The organism is Acetobacter sp., from assembly GCF_022483985.1.
In the GTDB taxonomy this organism is placed as follows: domain Bacteria; phylum Pseudomonadota; class Alphaproteobacteria; order Acetobacterales; family Acetobacteraceae; genus Acetobacter.
Window position 1 is genome coordinate 272,434 of sequence record NZ_JAKVME010000003.1, and the last position, 20,000, is coordinate 292,433.

Sequence of the window (20,000 nt, forward strand, 5' to 3'; positions counted from 1 at the left end):
CATGAGCAGAACCGCAGTTGTGAACAGGGCGGCTGTCAGGCTCATGGTTTGTATGAAACACATAACGGCGCACAGGGTGAGGACGGCGCCGCCTCCTACACCCGTAACGCCGGACATGCATCGCGCAGAAAGCCTCTGCTGGCCGGAGGCGCAGTAGAACATGACGCCTGCGGACAATGTGGCAAGCCCCCCGATCGCCAGAAAAAATTCAGGCCGCATTACCAGCGATATTCCAGACGCATCGTCAGGCTTCTGCCCTGCCCGTAATAGCAGGCGGCAACGGCCGTGCAGGTCGCGACAAACCGCTTGTTGGCAATGTTGCGGACGTTGGCCGAGAAAGACAAACCCTCATACTGTGGGTGGGCCTGTCCGAAATCGTAGCGCAGAAACATGTCAAAGACGGTATAGCCGGGAATGGACAATGTGTTGTTCGTATCGCCGTAGCTGTGCCCGGTGTAGCGTACGCCGCCGCCAACGCCCGCTCCCCGTAAAGCGCCCTGACGGATACGCTGATCGACAAACAGGGAGGCCATCCATTTGGGAGCCTGCGGAAGATAGTTGCCGATCTGGTAAGCTGTGTTTGATTTCGTGACTCTGGGGTCGCTGCGCGTTCCGGTGAAAATAACCGACATGTCCCACGGAAGATTGGCGCGACCTTCCAGTTCAAGACCTCTGACACGCCCCTCGCCGGTCTGCACAGAACAGGTTGCCGTGCCACACATTTCTCCATTCGGTGCGGGCGTGGTCATGTTCTTCTGCTTGATCTGATAAGCGCCGAAGGTGACGTAAATGCTTTTCTTGTACTGATAGCGCAGACCGGCCTCATACTGATCACCCGTGGTCGGCTTGAAGGGTTTGCCATCCAGTGAGGTTGAAGGATCGGAGACCTGAGGCTGGAAGGATGTCGCATAGCTGAAATAGGGAGCCAGCCCGAAATCGAGCAGATAGACGGCGCCTGCGCGCCATGTGAACTTGTTGGAAGACGTGACATAGCGTTGGCGGGTCAGGATGTTGAGTGTATCGTCCGTCGCCCAGTCCTGCCGTCCGCCGACCGTGACGCGCAGGCGCTCGAATTTGAGCTGGTCCTGAAAATACACGCCATTCTGGTAGGATTTTGTGGCGCTGTAGACCTGTGGACCGAGGCCGCCTGAATAACCGCCCACACCCCGTGCTGATGGATCAAAGATATTCAGCATGGGCAGCACGAGCGAGGACGTGACCAGATCGCGGGAGCTTTCCCAGCTTGTGTAGAAATAGTCGGTTCCGACAAGAAGCGTGTGCTGCACAGGGCCTGTGTTCACATGCCCTTCAATCTGCGTGTCCATGGCTACGCCCTGAGAGCGGCCTCGTCCTTCCACGGCGCGGCGGTTCACGGTTTCACCCGCGACACAGCCCCGCACCGACCCCGGACAAGCCGCAAGCGTGTCGCCGCTCAGAACGGTCGCGCGATAGAGATTATCGAGGTAGGTGTAGCGGGTATTGTTGCGGACCGTCAGAAAACGGTTGAACCTGTGCTCCAGAAACGAGCCTGCGAGCGCCTGCGTGCGGTCGAATTTGTCCCAGTCGGGTTCACCGATATTGGCGTCATTGGCGATATATCGGCCTTTCGATGGAACGAGCGTGCCGGTCTTGGGCAGGAACTGGTAGGTGGAGCCGCCCGCGTCGCGCTGATACTGCGCCAGAAGGGTCCATGATGAGCCGGGAGCGTATTTCCAGGTCAGGCTGGGAGAGACGTAATAACGCCCGTTCATGACGCTGTTGACCTGCGTGCCGCCATAACGGGCAAGCGCCACCACACGTCCAAGGACCGTTCCCGATTTGTTGAGTTTACCCGAGACATCACCAGCCGCCTGTCCCTGCCAGTTGGCGAGATCCGTATAACCGGCTGTCTGGGTAAAGAACTCTCCGTGGCTCGTCTCGGTGGGTTTCTTGGTGGTCAGGTTGACGATGCCGCCGGGTGCTGTCTGACCATAAAGGGCGCCTGAGGGGCCTTTGAGGACTTCGATCTGCTGAAGGGCGAACGGGTCGAACGAGGTGCGCGTCCACTGACCTCCCGAAGGCAGGCGCAGACCATCGACAAAATTGTTGTTGGACGAGAAGCCGCCGGCGCCGAAACCCCGGACGGAAACCTCATCGACACGGCTGTCGATTCCCTGTGGTTCGGCCTGTACACCTGCCGTATAGGCCAGAGCGTCCGCTATGGTCGGAGAGGCGCGCAGTTCGATTTCTTCACGGGAGACAATCGAGATTGTCTGAGGGGATTCAATGATCGGGGTGCGTGTTTTTGTGCTGGCGGCGGCATGTGACAGACCGGTGGCGGTCACGATGATGACTTCATGTCCGGACGGCGGTTTGCGGGTTTTCTCACCGGTGGATTTCTGCCCGTTCACGGTCGCGTCGGACTGTGCCGCCCAGGCAGTCGATCCGAGAGACGCCATGATGACAACGGGCACGGCGCTGCGTGTCAGATATCGCGATTGCCGCATGAAATTCTTTCCGCATTCACATTCCAGAGAAAACGCCTTCTACGCAAATGCGAATCATTGTCAACAACAATCCATGATAGACACTTTATGACATATTTGACGGGAGAGACGTTTTGTAAAACTTCCTGTTTTTCCATTCGATATAAGACTGAATGTCCGGTCGGCTCCAAAGGTCAGAGGTGGAAAATTTCCTTTGTATAGCGTGGGTTCGTCTGAATCAATGGACAGATGGTGAAGTATAGGAGCCTGATGACCCTGTGCATAAGGCAGGCCACAATGACGGACCGGAGAGAGAGGCCCCAGCCACTCCTGATTCAAGGACGGTACCTGCGCTCTGGTTTGATGAGGTCCGCAGGCGTCTGTGTGGAACTGTCGGTTATGCTTGTTCACGGCACTGACAGGGAGAGCGGAGACCACGGCTTTTGCGAGACAGGAACCGGCAAACGTCTTGAGGGTTTCATGCGGGGTGTCGCAATAGCGGGTGTCTGTGACGAAGGGGTGACCGGCATGGAAATCGCCAGACAGCCTTTCTGCTGACAAGGATCACTGTTTTCGTCGCTGACAGGCTTGCCGTCCCTTCAGGGTATGGGCCGAGATGTGGAAGGTGGCTGGGGGCGTGTAGCACGCGGCTTTGACCTTGGGCGGAGCCGACTGGGCGTTGAACCGCTTCATCAAGGGCTGGCGTTGGGGGCGTGTGAGCAATGTCCTGTAAGGTGGTCAAGAGGACATTGCCACGACAGGAAGGTGAGAGGGCGCGAAATTGAAAGCAAGGGTGACGGGAGCCTGATAAAAGAATTATTTTTAAAAGAACCTGAAAACAATAAGAAATTTTCGGTGAAGATTTTTCAGGAACAATTCAGGCGGAATGTCTTCTCCGGATGCGGCGGCGGAAAGATCCTTCGCCACGGAACCTGACGATCTCCAGAATTCGAAGCGGAGATCGTCAGGGGTGAGTCTTATGCGCAGCGACGCATATCGGCAGGCGCGTCCTCAAGATACGGTCCGGCCGCGTGAAGCTGGAGCGTCAGGACCGCATAGGAGCCTGCTTCATAAAGCGGCAGGTCCAGAGTGGCCTCTCCCTGAGTCCAGCGCATGGGAACGGCTTCCCGCACGTCCCATCCTTCCCCCTCTTTGGTCAGATGGGTTGTGATGGAATGTGAATGTCCTCCGGCGTCAAGTGTGACCTCTCCCACGAGCACACCGAGAAAACGGCGGTCGTCTATGAAAGGACCAATGACGTCACAGGGCCGCGAAGCCCGTGACACAATGCTGACCTGAGAAATGGCGGACGGAAGATGGAACGTGAACCGGCCATCCATTGTCGCGACAGGGGCAAGCGATGTGCCGTCCGGCAGATGAAGATGCAGGGCCGGATCATGAATGAGGGAGGGGGCCTCGTGAGCCTCCGTGGTCACAGCACGCTCGACAAACCTGTTGAACAGCGGCTCCACAAAGGCGCGATCGACGCAGAGAAGCCCGGCCGCATCCGTCTCCCAGCTCTTGGGTCTGCCGGAGAAGGCGGTCACGACCCGCTCCTCCGCGACAGGGCGGAAATTGCGGCGGTTGCCCGTATCCAGATAGCTCTCGGTCAGCAGTCCGTTGACTCGGATGACCGCATGATCCCGTGTCTCGACATGATAACAGGTGTAGGAGTGGATGGTGCGGTCGTAGGCAATGCTGCTGCCGTTGACGAGCATCCGCACCGGCACGAACCGGCCATCGAACCACAGGCAATGTTCCGGCGTCACCAGAAGGTCGGCAAACGGTACAGTGTTCCCCAGAGCGCCTGCGCGGATACGCACCGGACAGCCTGCCATATCCGGCGGCAGATCGGCCTGCACACGCACATCCTGTCGGCCCACCCAGACGATTTCTTTCAGCAGCGCGGTTCCATGATCAAAGGTGGGGACCATCATGCCGGGCTGAAGAGTCTCGACCGCTACAGCGCCTGTCTCCGTCTCGACGAGGCTGCCCGGAAGGAAGCAGACGACTGCCGTGAGCAGCAGCGAGCCGTCCTCATCCGCCGCCAGCACGAACTGGTTCACTGTGTCCGCCAGAGAAACCGTCAGCGTGTAGGTGGTGCTTCCGGACGTGACGGTGACAGTGGAGCCGGATGCCTGCACGGTTGCATCCGCGCTGTAAGCCAGTGCCGAGAAATCGATGTAATCACTGGCGCTCATGTTGATGACGGCAGCGGAGAATGCGTCCGCGGCATCAAGGATCAGCGTGCCGCTGGAGGAAAACGCGATGGTCTGCGTGGAGAACGCCGCGCCTTCCAGCGTCAGTGTGGCGCCGCTATTGAACGCCACCAGATTGTAGGACTGGTCGCCAGTCAGAACCCAGTTTCCGGAAACGGTCATGGTCTGGAAATTGTCGGCGCCGTCAAAGGTGCCTGTGCCAACAAGATTGACGGTGTTGGAGCCCGCTCCTCCATCCACCGTGCCGTCAATCTCTGACCCGGTCAGGATGTTCAGCGTATCGTCACCCGAGCCGAGCAGGATGGCGTATGTGGTGCCGGAAATATAACCGGCGTTGGTGATGGTGTCGCCGAATGTATCGGTGATGTGGATGCCGTAACCGTCCAGCCCCTGAATGGTGCCCGCATTGACGATGGTCGTGGCGTACGGCGCGTTACCCTGACTGCTGTCATCGACCAGAATACCGTTATTGGCCCCGCTGATGATGGCGTCGGCGGCGTTCAGGATGTCACCGCCGCCGATCGACACGCCTTCACTCCCGTTGGGGAGGCCATCGCTGCCATTGCCGCCTGCGCCGGTCCCTTCAATGGTCCCGTAATTGGTGATCGTGGCGTAACCGTCGATATCGACACCGTCGCCGTCTCCTGTGCCTGATCCGTCATAGGCTCCGGTGATGGTGCCGTAATTGAACACCGTGCCGTCGCCATCGGACCCCACACCTGAGCCATCGCGACCCAGAATGGTGCCATCGGCGCCGTTGATGACAATGGCATTTTCACTGCTGGTAATGGCGTGTCGGGCGCCGGTGATCGTGCCGTTGTTCAGGACGATGCCGCCGTAATCCTGAAAATCGATCCCGTCATTTTTCGTGGCGCCGTTGACGCCGCCTGCGTCGATCGTGCCGGTGTTGAAGATGACGGCGTTGTTGCCGGGACGCAGGGCATCCGCATCCGTGGAGATGATTTCACCATCCCCCACATTGAAAATCAGAGTGATGTCGTTTGTAGCCACCGAGTTGAAATCGACGGCCTGCCCGTCGGTCGTCGATTCAATCGTACCGGTATTGATCAGGACCAGCGCGCCGTCCGGAAGGTCTGAATCGACACGGACGCCATCATCGCTGCCGCTGATCGTGCCGCTGTTCTGGATGAGCAGCACGGTACCGGACGCAGCGTCTCCGGACGTGTCGATGCCTCGTTTCGCTGTCGATTCCAGAGTGCCGCTGTTGGCGATGGCGAGAAAGGAAATCTCATCAAGCGTAGCCGTTACGGTTGTTTTCTTTGTGATCAGGTCTGCATCATTTGTGTAGGTCTGGTTCACATCCAGAGAAACTTCATCGCTCATGGGGCATCGTTCCGGAAACGGCGGTTGAGATCGGGTGGTTCTGCCGGAGAAAGCCCTATTGCATCTCACGACGCGAAATTGTGACTTTTTAGTTAAATAATTTCGGATAAGTCTCTATCGTTAAGAACTCGGGAATAATTGCGTGGACTGAGACTTCAGGATGGAGTGAAATTCTCAGAGTGTAATGTAAGAGAAAAATGATTATTTGTTGTATTCTGACGGGGTGTAGCAATATTCAGAGTGGTGGTTTTTGTCGCGGATTGCCTGTGCGACTGTCGTTTTCTGGATAACGACAACCAAGGCGGGTTCTGAATGATTTTTCGTTTTAAATAAAAAGAGATATTCAGAATCGTGTGTTTCTGTAAGTGAGGCTGGTTTTCTTGGCGGCAGGAGCCATACTGATACGACGTGTGTAGGGCAGTTCGTTGTCCATCGAGCATCTTCCCCAGTTTTTTAACTGAATCTGCTCTGGACACGCACGAGAGATGATACCCGCGTGTCACCCGCAACACAGCCTGTATTCCTTTCAAGAGCCCAATGATCTCGAAAAAATACCGGGATGAGTCGCTTTGGTCAGCCGGTGAAGCCTGCAAAGAAAACAGATCAGTGCGACATGTGAAAAGGACTGCTGACGGGACCGCCCGCAGAGGCTAGGCTCCCGTTACCTTGGCAATGAACCGATCATGCAGGCCCGCGACCGAGAGGGTCATATGAGGAGAACAGGCGTTGAAAATCATCATCGACACGGACCCCGGACAGGATGACGCCCTGACAATTCTCCTCGCGCTTGCCAGCCCGGAAATCGAACTGCTGGGCGTCACCACGGTTTCGGGAAATGTCGATGTCGATCAGGCGACGATCAATGCGCTGAAAACGATGGAACTGGCCGACCGACCCGACATTCCGGTGTTTCGGGGAGCGGAACGTCCGCTTCTCCGCACACCGGTCAACGCGACCCATGTGCATGGTCGCACGGGCTTTGAGGGAGTGGATCTGCCCGAGCCGGTGACAGCGGTGGCTCCCGGGCATGCGGTCGATTTCCTGATCCGTACCATCATGGAGAATCCTCCCAACACGATCACGATCTGCGCCATCGGTCCCATGACCAATCTGGCTCTGGCTCTGTCACGCGAGCCAGCGCTCCGGACGCGGATCGGTCGGATTGTCACCATGTCAGGCGCTTTTTCGGAGGTTGGCAATATTACGCCCAGTGCGGAATTCAACGTCTATGTCGACCCGCATGCCGCTGCCATCGTGCTGGAATCAGGTATTTCCATCACCATGTTGCCGCTCGATGTGACGCACACGCTGCACACCAGCGCGGCCCGTATGGCCCGTCTTGCGGCCATCCCCAACCGTGTCGGTCCGGTCGTTGCCGACTGGCTGCGGTTCGAAAAACGCTTTGAAGCCAATAAATACGGCACGGATGGTGGGCCGCTGCATGACCCCAACACAGTTCTCTGGCTTCTGAAGCCGGATCTTTATCGCGGGCGGCAGGTCAATGTGCGCGTGGAAACCGGTAGCGAACTGACAATGGGCATGACGGTCGTGGACTGGTGGGGTATCAGCAATTTTCCGAAAAATGTTTTGTTTATCAGGGAGTGTGATGTCGACGCCGCGTATGATGTCATAGCGGAGCGTCTGGCCCGGTTCTGAAGCGATCCGTCTGTGACCCGGATGGTGATTTCACTTTGAAGAGGATATCACCGTGAGTTTTGACGATACGGACTGTGCAGACATCTCTTTGTGAGGGCAACTGTCACATAGTCTGAAACCAGCGGGAAAAGACCTGAATATGCCAGTGGGACGAAGGCAATACCCCGAAAACGAAACTATATTTTATTGTTTGTGTCTTGGAGACAAAAGCACATGATGAGCATTCAAAACCCATGTCGGCCCCAAGCATGATCCACAGACGATATCTTCCTTTGATGCGAGAATTTTTAATCCTGAAAAGTGTCTTTCTGAAATGGAACTCTTGGGTTGTTCGCTTTGTCGATGAGCGCTGACATCTGTCGGAAAGGTCGGCAGGTGATGGTGGCGGGCATCATCGCTCTGCTGCTCACCGCCTGCGCGTCATCAATCGACCATCCGAGGACGGCTGAGCAGAAAGATTGCCGCTATACCATTGATATTTCCATGCGGGATGGTGTCCGGCTGCATACGGTCATCCTGCTTCCCGCAGAGGTTTCCAGCAGGACGACCCATCTTCCGATTTTGCTCACAAGGACAATCTATGGCGCCGATGATATCTCCCGTCAGATGGATGACCGGAGCGGGTCCAGCCCATTTGACGGGTGGGGGAAGCGTCTTGTCGGCGGACCCTATATTCGGGTTTTGCAGGACGTGCGGGGCCAGAACCGGTCGGAAGGAGAGTTCGTTGTCACGGGACCGTTGGCCCATACGGCGAACAACCATACCGCGACGGATGAATCCACGGACGCGTACGACACGATCGACTGGCTGGTTCATCATGTTGCAGAAACGGACGGGCGGGTCGGACTGATCGGTACTTCCTATGACGGCTTCACTACCCTGATGGGTCTGATCGACGCGCATCCAGCGGTGAAGGTGGCGGTGGCCGTCAATCCGATGGGCGACGGGTGGCGTGGCGATGACTGGTTTCATAATGGCGCTTTTCGACAGCTATTGATTCCGCAGATTGGTGCGGATGGAAAGCATGCCGATATTTCCCTCCCCACCACTGTCAGCGGGCAGGCTCAGCTCTTTCTGCATGAAGGGTCTGCGGGTGCTTTCGGACATCGCCACGGTATCGACGATGTGGTTTTCTGGCGTGAGATTCTTGCCCATCCCGCCTATGATTCCTACTGGCGGGCCAGAGCGCTTGACCGCGTTCTCGCCGCGCACCCTCCGCATGTTCCTCTGATGCTGGTTCACGGTTTGTGGGATCAGGAGGATATCTATGGCGGGCTCGCCGTCTGGAACGCATTGCGACCTCAGGGGAGACGCGCCGATACAACGTTCCTGACGATCGGACCGTGGCGACACGCGCAGGCTCTGGAAGACGGGAGCGCTGTCGGTGCTCTGCAATGGGGGCAGGACACCGCCGCATGCTGGCGTCAGGATGTGCTGATGCCGTTCCTCGCGCATTATCTCAAGGGCGTGCCGATGGATGTAGCGCCCGTCACGGTTTTCCGTTCAGGTTCCGGACAGTGGTTTGGTCTCCCGGACTGGCCACCTGCTACAGAGACACGCCCGCTTTATCTTCTGCCTGAGCACAGACTGGCTTTTTCCGCTGGACCGAAGCGGATGCAGACACTGGAATATCGCTCCGATCCTGCTCATCCGGTTCCTTTCATGCCGGATGCGGGAGGTGTGGTGTCGGATGAAACCTGGCTGGCTGCTGATCAGCGTTTCGTCACGGGGCGTGATGATGTGCTGACCTTTACATCGGATGTGCTGACCCACCCCTTGACGGTGGAAGGCACGCCTGTCGCTCATCTTGGAGCCTCCACCAGCGGAACGGATGCTGACTGGGTGGTGAAGCTGATCGACGCCTATCCTGTGGACTCCCAACAGGAGCCGGGGCTGTCGGGCGCTCTCATGCCGGTTGCAATGGATATTTTCCGGGGACGATATCGTAAGTCTCTGGAAAAACCTGAGCCTTTGCGATCCGGCATGCTTCAGTCCTATCGGATCGCGCTGCCGGAAGTCTCCCATACCTTTCAGGCCGGTCACAGGATTGTCGTGCAGATTCAGTCGAGCTGGTTCCCGCTCTACGACCGCAACCCACAGCGGTATGTCGGTAATATCTTTTTGGCCCATCCGGCAGACTATCGAGTGGCTCGTCAGCGTATCGCCGTAGGAGGCCCTCTGCAAAGCCATGTCGATCTTCCAGTCGTGAACGATGGTGGTGTGCTGCCTTCTCCCTCTCATCCGTGATAAGGGTGGGAACAGAAGAAGCCGTGGGCAAGGGTTGGCCTGTGTGCGTCCGATATGCCCGTTTCTGGCAGACCGGTAGCGGTCGATGAGGTTCTGTTCGTGTAAAATCTTGAAACAGAAGCGGTATTTCATATTTTTATGGATATTTTCGTGCTGTAACGAATGGCGCAAGACGATGGGGGCGTAGCATCATGAAGCGGACAGCCGATCTGCCCTGTCATCCGCCGCCTGTCGTGGGGTTTGCCGACAGCTATACCGGTGGTTTTATTGATGGCTTTCACGCTCACGACCGGGGGCAACTGTCGGTATTTCTGGCTGGAAGCGTGACGATCAACACGCTGGACAAAAGTTTCGTGCTTGGTCCCGGTCAGGGCATGTGGATTCCCGCCAACACGCTGCATCAGGCCAACTGCCGGACTGACCTGATGTTTCAGGTCGTGTATGTTGAAGCGGATTTCATCGGTTCTGATCTCCCCTGCAAGATGTTTGAACTTTCCACTCTTGTCAGAGGTCTGGTGGACGAAATCATCGCCATGCGCTTTGAGTTCACCATGGATGAACGGATGTCGGTCATCGCCCGGCTGCTGGTTGATGAAATCAGACGCGCCCCCCGGATCGCGGAGCGTCTGCTGCTTCCGTCCGACTCCCGGCTCCGGCGTGTGTGCGAGACGATCATGCTTCAGCCCGGGGATTGCCATGATATTGATTACTGGGCCCGTGAAACCGGCATGGCGCGGCGTACCTTCACCCGGCTCTTTCAGCAGGAAATGGGTATGGGTTTCGCGGCATGGCGTCGCAGGGTGCGGGTGATCGAAGCCGCGTCCCGCATCGCGGCGGGTCAGCCGATCTCGCAGGTCGCGTTCGACCTTGGATATGACAATGCCAGCAGTTTCAGCACCATGTTTCACCGGACTTTTGGTGTTGCGCCCCGTACCCTGCGTTTCAATTCAGAGGCAGGTCCGCACGCATAGTTCATGCGTCGTCTTCGGCGCCATGAGATTATCGCTCTGCGTTTTTAGACCAGAAATCAGCAGAAGACCGTTGGTCTGAAGGTCTGTCTGACGGTCCGGCGTCAGCGATCAGGCAGAATTTGCTCGTGTTCGGGCCAACCGTGGCGTTGCCGGTTGCTACGGGCCGCGAATGTGGCTAGGTGCGCAACTAAGACTTATTCTTAATATTAACACGGACGGCCGTACCCTCACGTAGCGGAGGCCGGTCACGAAATGAGTGGGCATGCAGCGCTACAGGATCATTTATTCGGCTCTATTCTCGCTTGTTCTGGGTGACGCCGCTCTGGCCGCCGAACAGGAGAAAAAAGCGCCTGAAAGACCTCGATCTTCCGGAACTGTAGCCGTCAGTCAATCCTCGATGGGCAAGTCCGGCAGTCCGTCCGCAAGACGAGCGACAACCGTTGAACAGATCAGGGTGCGTGGCCGTATACCGGCAACCGTAGCCTCCTCCGCCACCAAGATGAATACGTCTCTGGTCGAGACGGCGCAGTCTGTCACGGTCATCACGCGCGACGAGATGGATGCGCGCGGCGTGCTGACCCTCAACCAGGCCATACGGTATGCGGCAGGTGTGACAGCGGACACCCGTGGTGGAGAAGGGACACGTTACGACCTCTATGATCTGCGTGGTTTTACGGTGCCCACTTTTCTTGACGGGCTGAAATTACAGGATAGCCCAACAGGTTTTGCCGTTGCCCAGACCGATACGTTCCGTCTTGATCGTGTCGAGGTTCTGAAGGGACCGGCCTCTGCGCTGTATGGACAGTCCAGCCCGGGTGGCCTCACGGCGTTGTCCAGCAAACTGCCGACCAACCAGCGCTTTTATGGTGGCGTCACCACCACGGGCGGTATGTTCGATCTCTATCGTGTCGATGCCGATGTCGGTGGCTTCGCGACGAAGGATGGTCTCGTGCGGTACCGTATTTACGGCACTGCGAACGGACAGCATACCCAACTCAGCAGGACAGGAAGCCGACGTTTCAGCATCAGCCCGTCCTTCACGTTCGGAGGAGACGGCCCGACTACCCTGACTCTGCTGGGCAATTATCAGTACGATCCTGAAAATGGTTCCTACGGCGGTGTTCCACTGGTCGGGTCTCTCAAACGGGCAACCTACGGCTACCTGCCGCGCAATTTCTATGATGGTGATGTGCCGTCCGAGAAATTCAACCGGCGGCATGGCGCGCTGACCTATATGTTCAATCATAACTTCAATGATGACTGGAGTTTCAGCACGCGCGGCCGTTATGACGATATCCGCACGATCTACCGCAGTGTCTATAACAATGGTTACTATGACAGTGACGATGGCAGCAGTGGTCAGATGTTGTCGCGTTCTGCCTATGGTACGCAGGAGCACACTTACAATCTGGCCTTCGACAGCCAGTTCAAGGGCCATGTCCGCACGGGACCGTTGCGTCATGTGATGATGTTCGGCTTTGACTACATGCAGCAGCGGGCGAATGATCACGAGGCTTATGGGGACGCGCCTGATCTGGATGTCCTGCATCCGGACTATCATATGGACATCTCCGCTCTGACCCCGTCTCAGGATTATGTGACAAGATCCCATCAGATCGGCGTCTATGGTCAGGATGAAATCCGCTGGAATCGTCTGATCCTGACAGGAAGCATCCGTCATGACTGGTATCGCTCGCAGCAGATCGAGCGGATTGGTCAGACGGATATTCGTCAGAGCGCAGGCCAGATTACATGGCGTGCGTCGGGCCTGTATCATTTCGACTTCGGTCTTGCGCCCTACATCAGCTATTCGACTTCTTTCCAGCCGCAGTCAGGAAGCGTGTCGAGTGATGGGGGGCTTACAAGGCGTCAGGCCAGTCCGTCTCTGGGTAAGCAGCTTGAGGGAGGCCTGAAATATCAGATTCCCGGGACATCTGTTCTGTTTACGGCGGCTGGATTTCATATCGAACAGAGCAATGTTCTCGTTTCCGTCGCCAACACAGGATATAATATCCAGAGCGGTCTTGTGCACTCGGATGGTTTCGAGTTCGAAGCGCACGCGCAGCCCTATAAAAATCTCATGATCACGGCGGCTGTAAGCGTCCAGAAGGTGCATGACGACTCAACAGGCAAGCCACTCATGCAGTCCGGCAAGGGAAATGCTTCCCTGTTCGCATTTTATACGATGCCGAAAGGAAAGTTAAAAGGTTTCGGTTTTGGTGGCGGTATGCGGTATTCGGCCCGGGCTTATGGAGGTGAAGCGACATATGGCAGTGTCTGGCTTCCTCAATATGCGCTTTTCGACGCTTCCGTGGCCTACGATCTCACTAACCTGTCGAGTTCGCTCAAGGGGTGGAAAATATCGGCGAATGTCCGGAATCTTTTCGACAAGCATTATATCTCGAACTGCTTTGCCTATGGTACCGATGGAGAATACTGTTATTACGGAGAGCGGCGAAACGCTCAGGCCAGCATAGGGTATAGCTGGTAAGACGCTTCAGGAAGTATCGCTTTTTTGGAAAAAGACGATAGCCAGAAATTTTGTCGGGTCAGACAGCAGCGCATTCAACACATAAGCTGTCTGACAGAAAAAGATGCCGCCCGCTCCATCTGCCGCGTTTCTGACAACAGATGGAGCGCACCCATTATTCTATCGATGCCAGCGCCTCAAGCAGCGCATCGATATCGGCGGGCTGCGTGTCGTAGGACGTGACAAAACGCACCAGCGTACCTTCGACACCCGGAGGTGCGGTTCTACGGAGGAAGATATATCCGGCGGCCTCAAGCCCCTGCACCAGCAGTTCTGGCAGGATAGCGAAGACCTCGTTCGCCTGTGTGTCGAACGGCAGGATCGCACCCGGATGACGGAGGAGACCGCGGGCGAGGCGACCGGCCATCTCGTTGGCCTGATGTGCGTTGTGCAGCCACAGATCGTTTTCCAGCCATGCGAGAAGCTGCGCACTGATAAATCGCTGTTTGGCCCAGAGATGGCCGGCGCGTTTGATGCGTCGTTCCATGTCTTCGGCCAGCGTCGTGTCGAAGATCACCACCATCTCGGCGGCAAGAGCTCCGCTCTTGGTCGCGCCGAGAGAGAGAATGTCCACGCCGGCGCGCCAAGTCGTATCAGCAGGCGAGCAGCCCAGATGCGCGAGCGCATTGCCGAAGCGGGCGCCGTCCATATGCACGCCCATGCCCGCGTCGTGGGCGAGCGTCGTCAGTTCGACCAGTTGTTCGATCGTATAGACAGTTCCCCATTCCGTAGCCTGTGAGAGGGACAGGGCGGTCGGGCGGCTCAGCCGTCGGCCACCCGCCTGAAGGTCGGCGATCGTGCGGGACAGCAGCCCTGTGTGCATCCGGCCTTCCGCCGACGGAATCGGGCAGAGTTTGGCGCCGCTGGTGAAAAACTCAGGCGCGCCGCATTCCCTTCGGAAGATGTGCGAACTCTCGTCACACAGGACCGTTCCCCAGGGCGGCGTCAGGGCCGTGAGCGCGAGGCCGTTTGCCGCCGTGCCCGTTGCGACGGGAAAAACACGCGCCTCGGCTTCAAAGACTTCGGACACGCGGGCTTCGAGGCGGGCGGTCCATGCGTCATCGCCGTGGGCAGGGGCGTCACCCGTATTCGCGGCTGCGATGGCGGCCAGAATCTCGGAACAGACCGGTCCCACATTGTCGCTCATGAAGTTCGTGCGTATACGCTGCGACCCAGTGTCGTCATACGGTAGCGTGTCACCGAGCGGCGGTGTCTGAGCAGTCTGTTCCATGTCGCCTCCTGCCTTTTGATACGACCCGTCCACTCTAGCACCCATGGAAGGCCAAGCCCAATGTCCGAAATGACAGCGTCAGAAACAGCCAGCCTGATAGACGGCAAGGCCTTCGCGAAGAACCTGCGCCAGAAGACGGCGGAGGAAGTCCGGGACTTCCACGAGAAGCACGGTGTGACGCCGGGGCTGGCCGTGGTGCTGGTCGGCAATGATCCCGCGAGCGAAGTCTACGTGCGGAACAAGGCGCTGGAGACGCATCGCGTGGGCATGCGCTCGTTCATGCACATGCTGCCGGAAACGACGTCCGAAGCATCCCTGCTGCATCTGATCGAGCGGTTGAATGATGACCCGGAGATTCACGGTATCCTCGTGCAACTGCCGTTACCCAAACATATCGACCCGTTCCGCGTCACCAACGCCATCGCCCCGAACAAGGACGTCGATGGTCTGGGCGAAGTCAATGCCGGGCGGCTGACGGTCGGTCTGCCGGGGATCATCCCCTGCACCCCGCTGGGTTGCCTGATGCTGCTGAAGTCGGAACTTGGCGACCTGCGTGGCCTGAATGCCACCGTCATCGGCGCGTCCAATCTGGTCGGCAAACCGATGGCGCTGCTGCTACTCAATGAGGGCTGCACGGTTTCCGTCTGTCACATCGACACGGTCAATCCGGCGGCGATATCCCGCACGGCGGATATTCTGGTTGTCGCGACAGGCAAGAGCGGGCTGGTGAAAAAGGACTGGGTGAAGCCGGGCGCGGCTGTCATCGATGTCGGGATTACCCGTATCCCGACCGAAGGCGGCAAGACCCGGCTGGTCGGCGATGTGGATTTTGAGGAGGTCGCCCCGATTGCCGGACGCATCACGCCGGTTCCGGGCGGTGTGGGGCCGATGACCATCGCCTGTCTGCTGCGTAATACGCTGAAGGCCGCCCGCATGAGTGTCGGCGACAAGGCCTGCAAGGAAAGCGGCGACAAGAACTGGCTGCCTTACTGAGAGAGCGGGCCGCCATGCGTTTTCGGCGGATGGAGGGTTGTAAAAACCCTCCATAGAGTAAAATGAAACGTCTGCTATCCAATAAACGCGCTGATGGACGCGTTGACGGCGGCGGCCTGCTCCAGTTGCGGCATGTGGCCCGTATCCGGATAGCGGGTGACGCCGATGGCGGGGGGAAGCCCGTCAGCGTCTTTCACGGACAGAATCTCGTCCTGCTCGCCCCACAGGATCTGGACGGGTTTGTTGAATGTTTCCAGAACCGGTCTCAGAGAAACTGCCTGCTTTCCGTCAGGAAATGAGGCTGAGGCAATGGTTTTCAGGCCGTTGACCACCCCGTCGAGCCGCTTGTAGCGGATGATTCCTTCCACCATCTGCCGGGAAATCAGGCTCTTGTCGTGGACAAGATATTGCAGGACAGGCTCAAGGGTTTTGCGTCTGTCGGCTTCAATGAAGCCATTGATGAAGTTCATGTTGATGTCCTGACCCAGACCAGCCGGTGCAATCAGGGTCAGACTTTTCACCAGATCGGGTGAGGATTTCGTCAGTTCCAGCGCGATCGCGCTGCCGAGGGAGTGCCCGACGACATGCACTTCAGGCAGATCCAGCGCCTTGATCAGCGCTTCAACGGTTTTCGCAAATCCTGCCGGTGTGCCGTCTCCAACCTGCTTCGTGGATTCTCCATGTCCCGGCAGATCAAAAGCGATCACGTGATGAGAGGACGCCAGAGCGGACTGCGTCAGCATCCAGTTGCTGACATCGCCTCCGAAACCATGAATCAGAAGAACGGCCGGTCCTGTCGTGTCGTTTCCGCTTTCCTGTACGGAAATCCTGAGATCGCCAACATCCACCGTTCTGCGGGCGGAGGCGTCACCGTTTTTATCTTCTGTTTCCCCTGAAGAGAAATTGTCGTTGAAATTCTGAATGAAGGCATCAATCTCGGCATCGGAAACGTCCGCGTCAGCCAGAATGCCGATCAGCGCGCCGACGGGCAGCATCTCGCCTTCCGGCGCGACCTGTCGACGCAGGATTCCGGCAGCCGGACTCTCATAGCCGTTTGTAATCTTGCTTGTTTCGATATCAGCCAGTTCATCCCCGGCCTTGACTTCCTTGCCGATAGGAAGATTCCAGCTCGCCAGCTTGCCTTCGGTCATGGCCAGACCGAACTTCGGCATGGTGATCGGTGTGATGGTGCCACCCATGGATCAGGCCTCCTGTTTCACGCGGTAGGCAGCGACCGAGCGCACCGCGGCTTCAATTTTTTCCACGCTGGGCATGTAGAGATTCTCAAGAACCGTTGCGAAAGGGACGGGTGTGTGCGGTGGCACAACGCGACGGATCGGGGCTTTCAGGGCGTCGAACGCTTCTTCCGCGACCAGAGCGGCGACATCCGTCGCCAGATTGCAACGCGGGCTGGATTCATCAACGATCACAAGACGACCCGTGTCGGCCACACAATCGAGAATTGTGCCTGTATCCAGCGGGGATGTTGTCCGGGGGTCGATCACGGTGCAGGAAATGCCGTCTTTTTCCAGACGGTCCGCAGCCTGATTGGCGAAATTCACCATGCGGCCAAAGGCGACAATGGTGACGTCATCGCCTTCGCGCGTCAGGTTGGCTTCGCCGAACGGGATGGTGTACGGCTCGTCAGGCACCTCTTCCTCGTCGTCATACATGACCTTGTTTTCAAGGAAAATCACAGGATCATCATCGCGGATTGCTTCGATGAGCAGCCCTTTCGCCTCGTAGGGAGAAGACGGCACGACCACTTTCAGGCCGGGGATATGGGTGAACAGCGGATAGAGCGCCTGACTGTGCTGGGCGGCGGCATTGAAGCCCGCGCCATACATGGCCCGGATGACGAGGGGAGTGCGCGCCTTGCCGCCGAACATGTAGCGGAACTTGGCAGCCTGATTCATGATCTGATCGAGACAGCAGCCGACAAAATCGACAAACATCAGTTCCGCGACAGGGCGGAGACCGGTCGCCGCCGCGCCTGCCGCCGCGCCGATATAGGAAGCCTCGCTGATGGGAGTATCGAAAACACGATCTTCCCCGAATTCCGTCTGCAGACCCTTGGTGACGCCCAGAACTCCACCCCACGCGTCTTTCACGCCAGATGTGCCGCCACGTCCACCTGCGACATCCTCACCCATGAGGATCACGCGAGGGTCACGGCGCATCTCCTGCCGCAGGGCTTCATTGATGGCCTGACGAAAGCTTTTCCTGCTCATTTTATTATCCTTGTTTGCAAGAGAGATCAGTAGGAGACGTAAACATCCCGCATCAGATCAGCCTCTTCCGGCAGAGGGGCCGCCTTGGCGGCAACGACGGCCGCTTCGATCTCGCTTTTCACGGAGGCGTCGATCTCATCGAGAGCCGAACCTTCAAGCAGACTGATTTCCGTTACATGTTTCCTGAAATTGACAAGGCAGTCGTGTTCGGCGCGCTCTCTCGCCACTTCTCCCTCAGCCCTGTAGGTCATGGCGTCGCCTTCGAAATGGCCATACCAGCGGGACAGATGCACATGCAGCATCGCCGGTCCCTTGCCGGAGCGAGCGTGGGCGATGGCCTCGCCTGCGGTTTCATAAACGGCGAAGAAATCGGTGCCGTCGCATTCGAAATAGGGCATGCCGAAGCCTGCGGCCCGATCTTTTTGCGTGCCCGCGCAGGCGTAGGAAGCGCCTGTCGCCTCGCCGTAACCATTGTCCTCCACCACGAAGACCGCCGGGAGCTGCCATACGGTGGCGAGGTTGAGGCTTTCCAGTGTGCTGCCTTCGTTGGAGGCGCCATCGCCATAAAAAGCGACGGCAACACCGTTATCTTTCAGGAGCTTGTGCGAGAGCGCCGCGCCACAGATCAGAGGCGGTCCACCTCCCACGATGCCGTTGGCCCCCAGCATGCCGAGTGACAGGTCGGCGATGTGCATGGACCCGCCCTTGCCGCGACACACGCCTGTCTGACGGCCATAGATTTCCGCCATCATGCCGTCCACGGCGACACCTTTTGCAATACAGTGTCCGTGTCCGCGATGTGTGCTGGCGATGGTGTCGCTGTCGGTGAGATGGGCGCAGACGCCCACGCCGGACGCTTCCTCTCCGCAGTAGAGGTGGACGAAGCCCGGAATCTCTCCTGTGGCGAATTCGACATGCAGCCGTTCCTCAAAATCCCGGATCGTACGCATGGCCCGATAGGATCGTGTCAGGATATCCCTTGAAATCTGCATGACATTCCTCGTTTTTTCTTGTTTTCGCGCGGCCTGCCGGTATCCGCGCTGTCCGGGAGCAAGAAAAGAGGTGTTGCAGCGTTTCGGGTAAGGGTGGCTATTGCGCTGATCACACGTAAGTGACGAGGTAAGAAAGAGACTGTCGCGTTATCGCTACAGAGTTCAACAGAAATGCAATACTCAGGGGAGGGATGAGGATCATGAGCGAAAACGTGCTGATTACTCCTGATCGTCTGGCGATGATCCCCGCAGCCCTTCGCGTCTCATGGACGCGGTGCGCCTCGGCTTACGCCATTTCACCGATGGAGGAGGGGTGTGTCGAACTGCTCTGTGGCGCGGAACTCAGGCAGGCCTGTGCACGGATGGGGCCGCTCATGAAGACGGCAGGGCCGGAACTCGACCGGCTCCACGGCATTGTCTCCACGCTGGATTACACCGTGCTGCTCGCGGACCCGAACGGCATTGTTCTGGCCCGCCGGGGTGATCCGCCGCAGGAAAAGGGAAATCGCCGCTGGCATCTGTGGCCCGGCGCCTGCTGGTCGGAAAAACGGGCTGGCACCAACGGCATCGGCACCAGCCTTGTCGAAGGCCGTCCTGTCACGGTGCATATGGATCAGCACTGGCTGCTCAGCCTGCGGTATCTGGCCTGTTCGGCTGTGCCGTTTTATGGGCCGGACGGGCGCGTGGCCGGGGCGCTGGACGCCAGCTCAACCCGTCCCGACCCGGAAGGCCGCATCGCCATCATGATGGAGGCCGTGCTGGTGGATGCCGCCCGCCGTATCGAGCGCCGGAGCTTTCTGGATGCTTACGGCTCCCATACGATCGTTCTGCTGGGCGAAAGCAGTGACATCTCGCTGCCGATGGTGGCGCTGGATGAGTCGCGCGTCGTCGTGGGGGCGACGTTCGCCGCCCGTCAGATGCTCAAGCTGGGAGATGCAGGCTGTAACGTCTGCTTCGACCTCGGCACACAGGGCCGGGGAGTGCCGGATTTTCAGGAAGCCGAGCGGGCGGTCATCGAGGGCGCGCTGGCCATGTCCGGAGGCAAGGTCGCTCCGGCGGCGCGGCTGTTGGGGGTCAGCCGGTCAACGCTGCATCGCAAGATCAGGGCTATGGAAGCGTAA

General features: G+C 58.0%; 13 protein-coding genes. 7 read left to right on the forward strand and 6 right to left on the reverse strand.

Annotation, left to right across the window (positions count from 1 at the left end; all coding sequences use genetic code 11):
* Positions 1 to 218 precede the first annotated feature (218 nt).
* Positions 219 to 2,486: a TonB-dependent siderophore receptor gene (locus LKE90_RS15410; RefSeq protein WP_291491434.1), complete on the reverse strand. Its 2,268-nt coding sequence runs from the start codon at positions 2,484 to 2,486 to the stop codon at positions 219 to 221.
* 363 nt (positions 2,487 to 2,849) lie between these two features.
* On the opposite strand from LKE90_RS15410, the gene LKE90_RS15415 reads away from it, so the two are divergent.
* Positions 2,850 to 3,023, forward strand: coding sequence for a hypothetical protein (locus tag LKE90_RS15415; RefSeq protein WP_291491433.1), 174 nt, complete (start codon positions 2,850 to 2,852; stop codon positions 3,021 to 3,023).
* A 419-nt stretch (positions 3,024 to 3,442) separates the two neighbouring features.
* On the opposite strand, the gene LKE90_RS15420 is transcribed toward LKE90_RS15415, so the two are convergent.
* A complete protein-coding gene (locus LKE90_RS15420) occupies positions 3,443 to 6,028 on the reverse strand; it encodes a Hint domain-containing protein (RefSeq protein ID WP_291491432.1) in 2,586 nt (861 codons plus the stop codon).
* A 726-nt stretch (positions 6,029 to 6,754) separates the two neighbouring features.
* Between LKE90_RS15420 and LKE90_RS15425 the strand changes: the two genes are divergently transcribed.
* From LKE90_RS15425 to LKE90_RS15440, 4 genes are all read left to right on the forward strand, one after another.
* A complete protein-coding gene (locus LKE90_RS15425; RefSeq protein WP_291491430.1) occupies positions 6,755 to 7,684 on the forward strand; it encodes a nucleoside hydrolase in 930 nt (309 codons plus the stop codon).
* Positions 7,685 to 8,026: 342 nt separating this feature from the next.
* Entirely contained in the window at positions 8,027 to 9,931 is a 1,905-nt protein-coding gene (locus LKE90_RS15430; protein ID WP_291491429.1) for a CocE/NonD family hydrolase, read from the forward strand.
* A gap of 191 nt (positions 9,932 to 10,122) precedes the next feature.
* Positions 10,123 to 10,902: an AraC family transcriptional regulator gene (locus LKE90_RS15435; protein ID WP_291491428.1), complete on the forward strand. Its 780-nt coding sequence runs from the start codon at positions 10,123 to 10,125 to the stop codon at positions 10,900 to 10,902.
* Between the two features lie 262 nt (positions 10,903 to 11,164).
* Positions 11,165 to 13,393, forward strand: a complete 2,229-nt coding sequence (locus LKE90_RS15440) for a TonB-dependent siderophore receptor (RefSeq protein ID WP_291491427.1) — start codon at positions 11,165 to 11,167, stop codon at positions 13,391 to 13,393.
* 154 nt (positions 13,394 to 13,547) lie between these two features.
* Here the strand turns inward: LKE90_RS15440 and LKE90_RS15445 are convergent, their stop codons facing one another.
* On the reverse strand, positions 13,548 to 14,663 hold the full coding sequence (locus LKE90_RS15445) for a threonine aldolase family protein (RefSeq protein ID WP_291491426.1): 1,116 nt from the start codon (positions 14,661 to 14,663) through the stop codon (positions 13,548 to 13,550).
* Between the two features lie 60 nt (positions 14,664 to 14,723).
* Between LKE90_RS15445 and folD the strand changes: the two genes are divergently transcribed.
* Complete coding sequence (gene folD, locus LKE90_RS15450; protein ID WP_291491425.1) at positions 14,724 to 15,656, forward strand: bifunctional methylenetetrahydrofolate dehydrogenase/methenyltetrahydrofolate cyclohydrolase FolD; 933 nt, start codon at positions 14,724 to 14,726, stop codon at positions 15,654 to 15,656.
* Positions 15,657 to 15,730: 74 nt separating this feature from the next.
* Here the strand turns inward: folD and LKE90_RS15455 are convergent, their stop codons facing one another.
* Genes LKE90_RS15455 through LKE90_RS15465 form a run of 3 tightly spaced genes read right to left on the reverse strand, consistent with a single transcriptional unit; the run spans position 15,731 to position 18,879 of the window.
* Positions 15,731 to 16,855, reverse strand: a complete 1,125-nt coding sequence (locus LKE90_RS15455) for an acetoin dehydrogenase dihydrolipoyllysine-residue acetyltransferase subunit (RefSeq protein WP_291491424.1) — start codon at positions 16,853 to 16,855, stop codon at positions 15,731 to 15,733.
* Between the two features lie 3 nt (positions 16,856 to 16,858).
* Complete coding sequence (locus tag LKE90_RS15460; protein WP_077811444.1) at positions 16,859 to 17,887, reverse strand: alpha-ketoacid dehydrogenase subunit beta; 1,029 nt, start codon at positions 17,885 to 17,887, stop codon at positions 16,859 to 16,861.
* Between the two features lie 26 nt (positions 17,888 to 17,913).
* A complete protein-coding gene (locus tag LKE90_RS15465; RefSeq protein WP_291491422.1) occupies positions 17,914 to 18,879 on the reverse strand; it encodes a thiamine pyrophosphate-dependent dehydrogenase E1 component subunit alpha in 966 nt (321 codons plus the stop codon).
* 200 nt (positions 18,880 to 19,079) lie between these two features.
* On the opposite strand from LKE90_RS15465, the gene LKE90_RS15470 reads away from it, so the two are divergent.
* Positions 19,080 to 20,000, forward strand: a complete 921-nt coding sequence (locus LKE90_RS15470) for a helix-turn-helix domain-containing protein (protein WP_291491421.1) — start codon at positions 19,080 to 19,082, stop codon at positions 19,998 to 20,000.

Bases quoted from the DNA above. Each gene is read 5' to 3' on its own strand.
- LKE90_RS15460 (WP_077811444.1), bottom strand. From the start codon at position 17,887: ATGAGCAGGAAAAGCTTTCGTCAGGCCATCAATGAAGCCCTGCGGCAG.
- LKE90_RS15410 (WP_291491434.1), bottom strand. From the start codon at position 2,486: ATGCGGCAATCGCGATATCTGACACGCAGCGCCGTGCCCGTTGTCATC.
- LKE90_RS15435 (WP_291491428.1), top strand. From the start codon at position 10,123: ATGAAGCGGACAGCCGATCTGCCCTGTCATCCGCCGCCTGTCGTGGGG.
- LKE90_RS15470 (WP_291491421.1), top strand. From the start codon at position 19,080: ATGAGCGAAAACGTGCTGATTACTCCTGATCGTCTGGCGATGATCCCC.
- folD (WP_291491425.1), top strand. From the start codon at position 14,724: ATGTCCGAAATGACAGCGTCAGAAACAGCCAGCCTGATAGACGGCAAG.
- LKE90_RS15455 (WP_291491424.1), bottom strand. From the start codon at position 16,855: ATGGGTGGCACCATCACACCGATCACCATGCCGAAGTTCGGTCTGGCC.
- LKE90_RS15465 (WP_291491422.1), bottom strand. From the start codon at position 18,879: ATGCAGATTTCAAGGGATATCCTGACACGATCCTATCGGGCCATGCGT.
- LKE90_RS15420 (WP_291491432.1), bottom strand. From the start codon at position 6,028: ATGAGCGATGAAGTTTCTCTGGATGTGAACCAGACCTACACAAATGAT.
- LKE90_RS15440 (WP_291491427.1), top strand. From the start codon at position 11,165: ATGCAGCGCTACAGGATCATTTATTCGGCTCTATTCTCGCTTGTTCTG.
- LKE90_RS15445 (WP_291491426.1), bottom strand. From the start codon at position 14,663: ATGGAACAGACTGCTCAGACACCGCCGCTCGGTGACACGCTACCGTAT.
- LKE90_RS15430 (WP_291491429.1), top strand. From the start codon at position 8,027: ATGAGCGCTGACATCTGTCGGAAAGGTCGGCAGGTGATGGTGGCGGGC.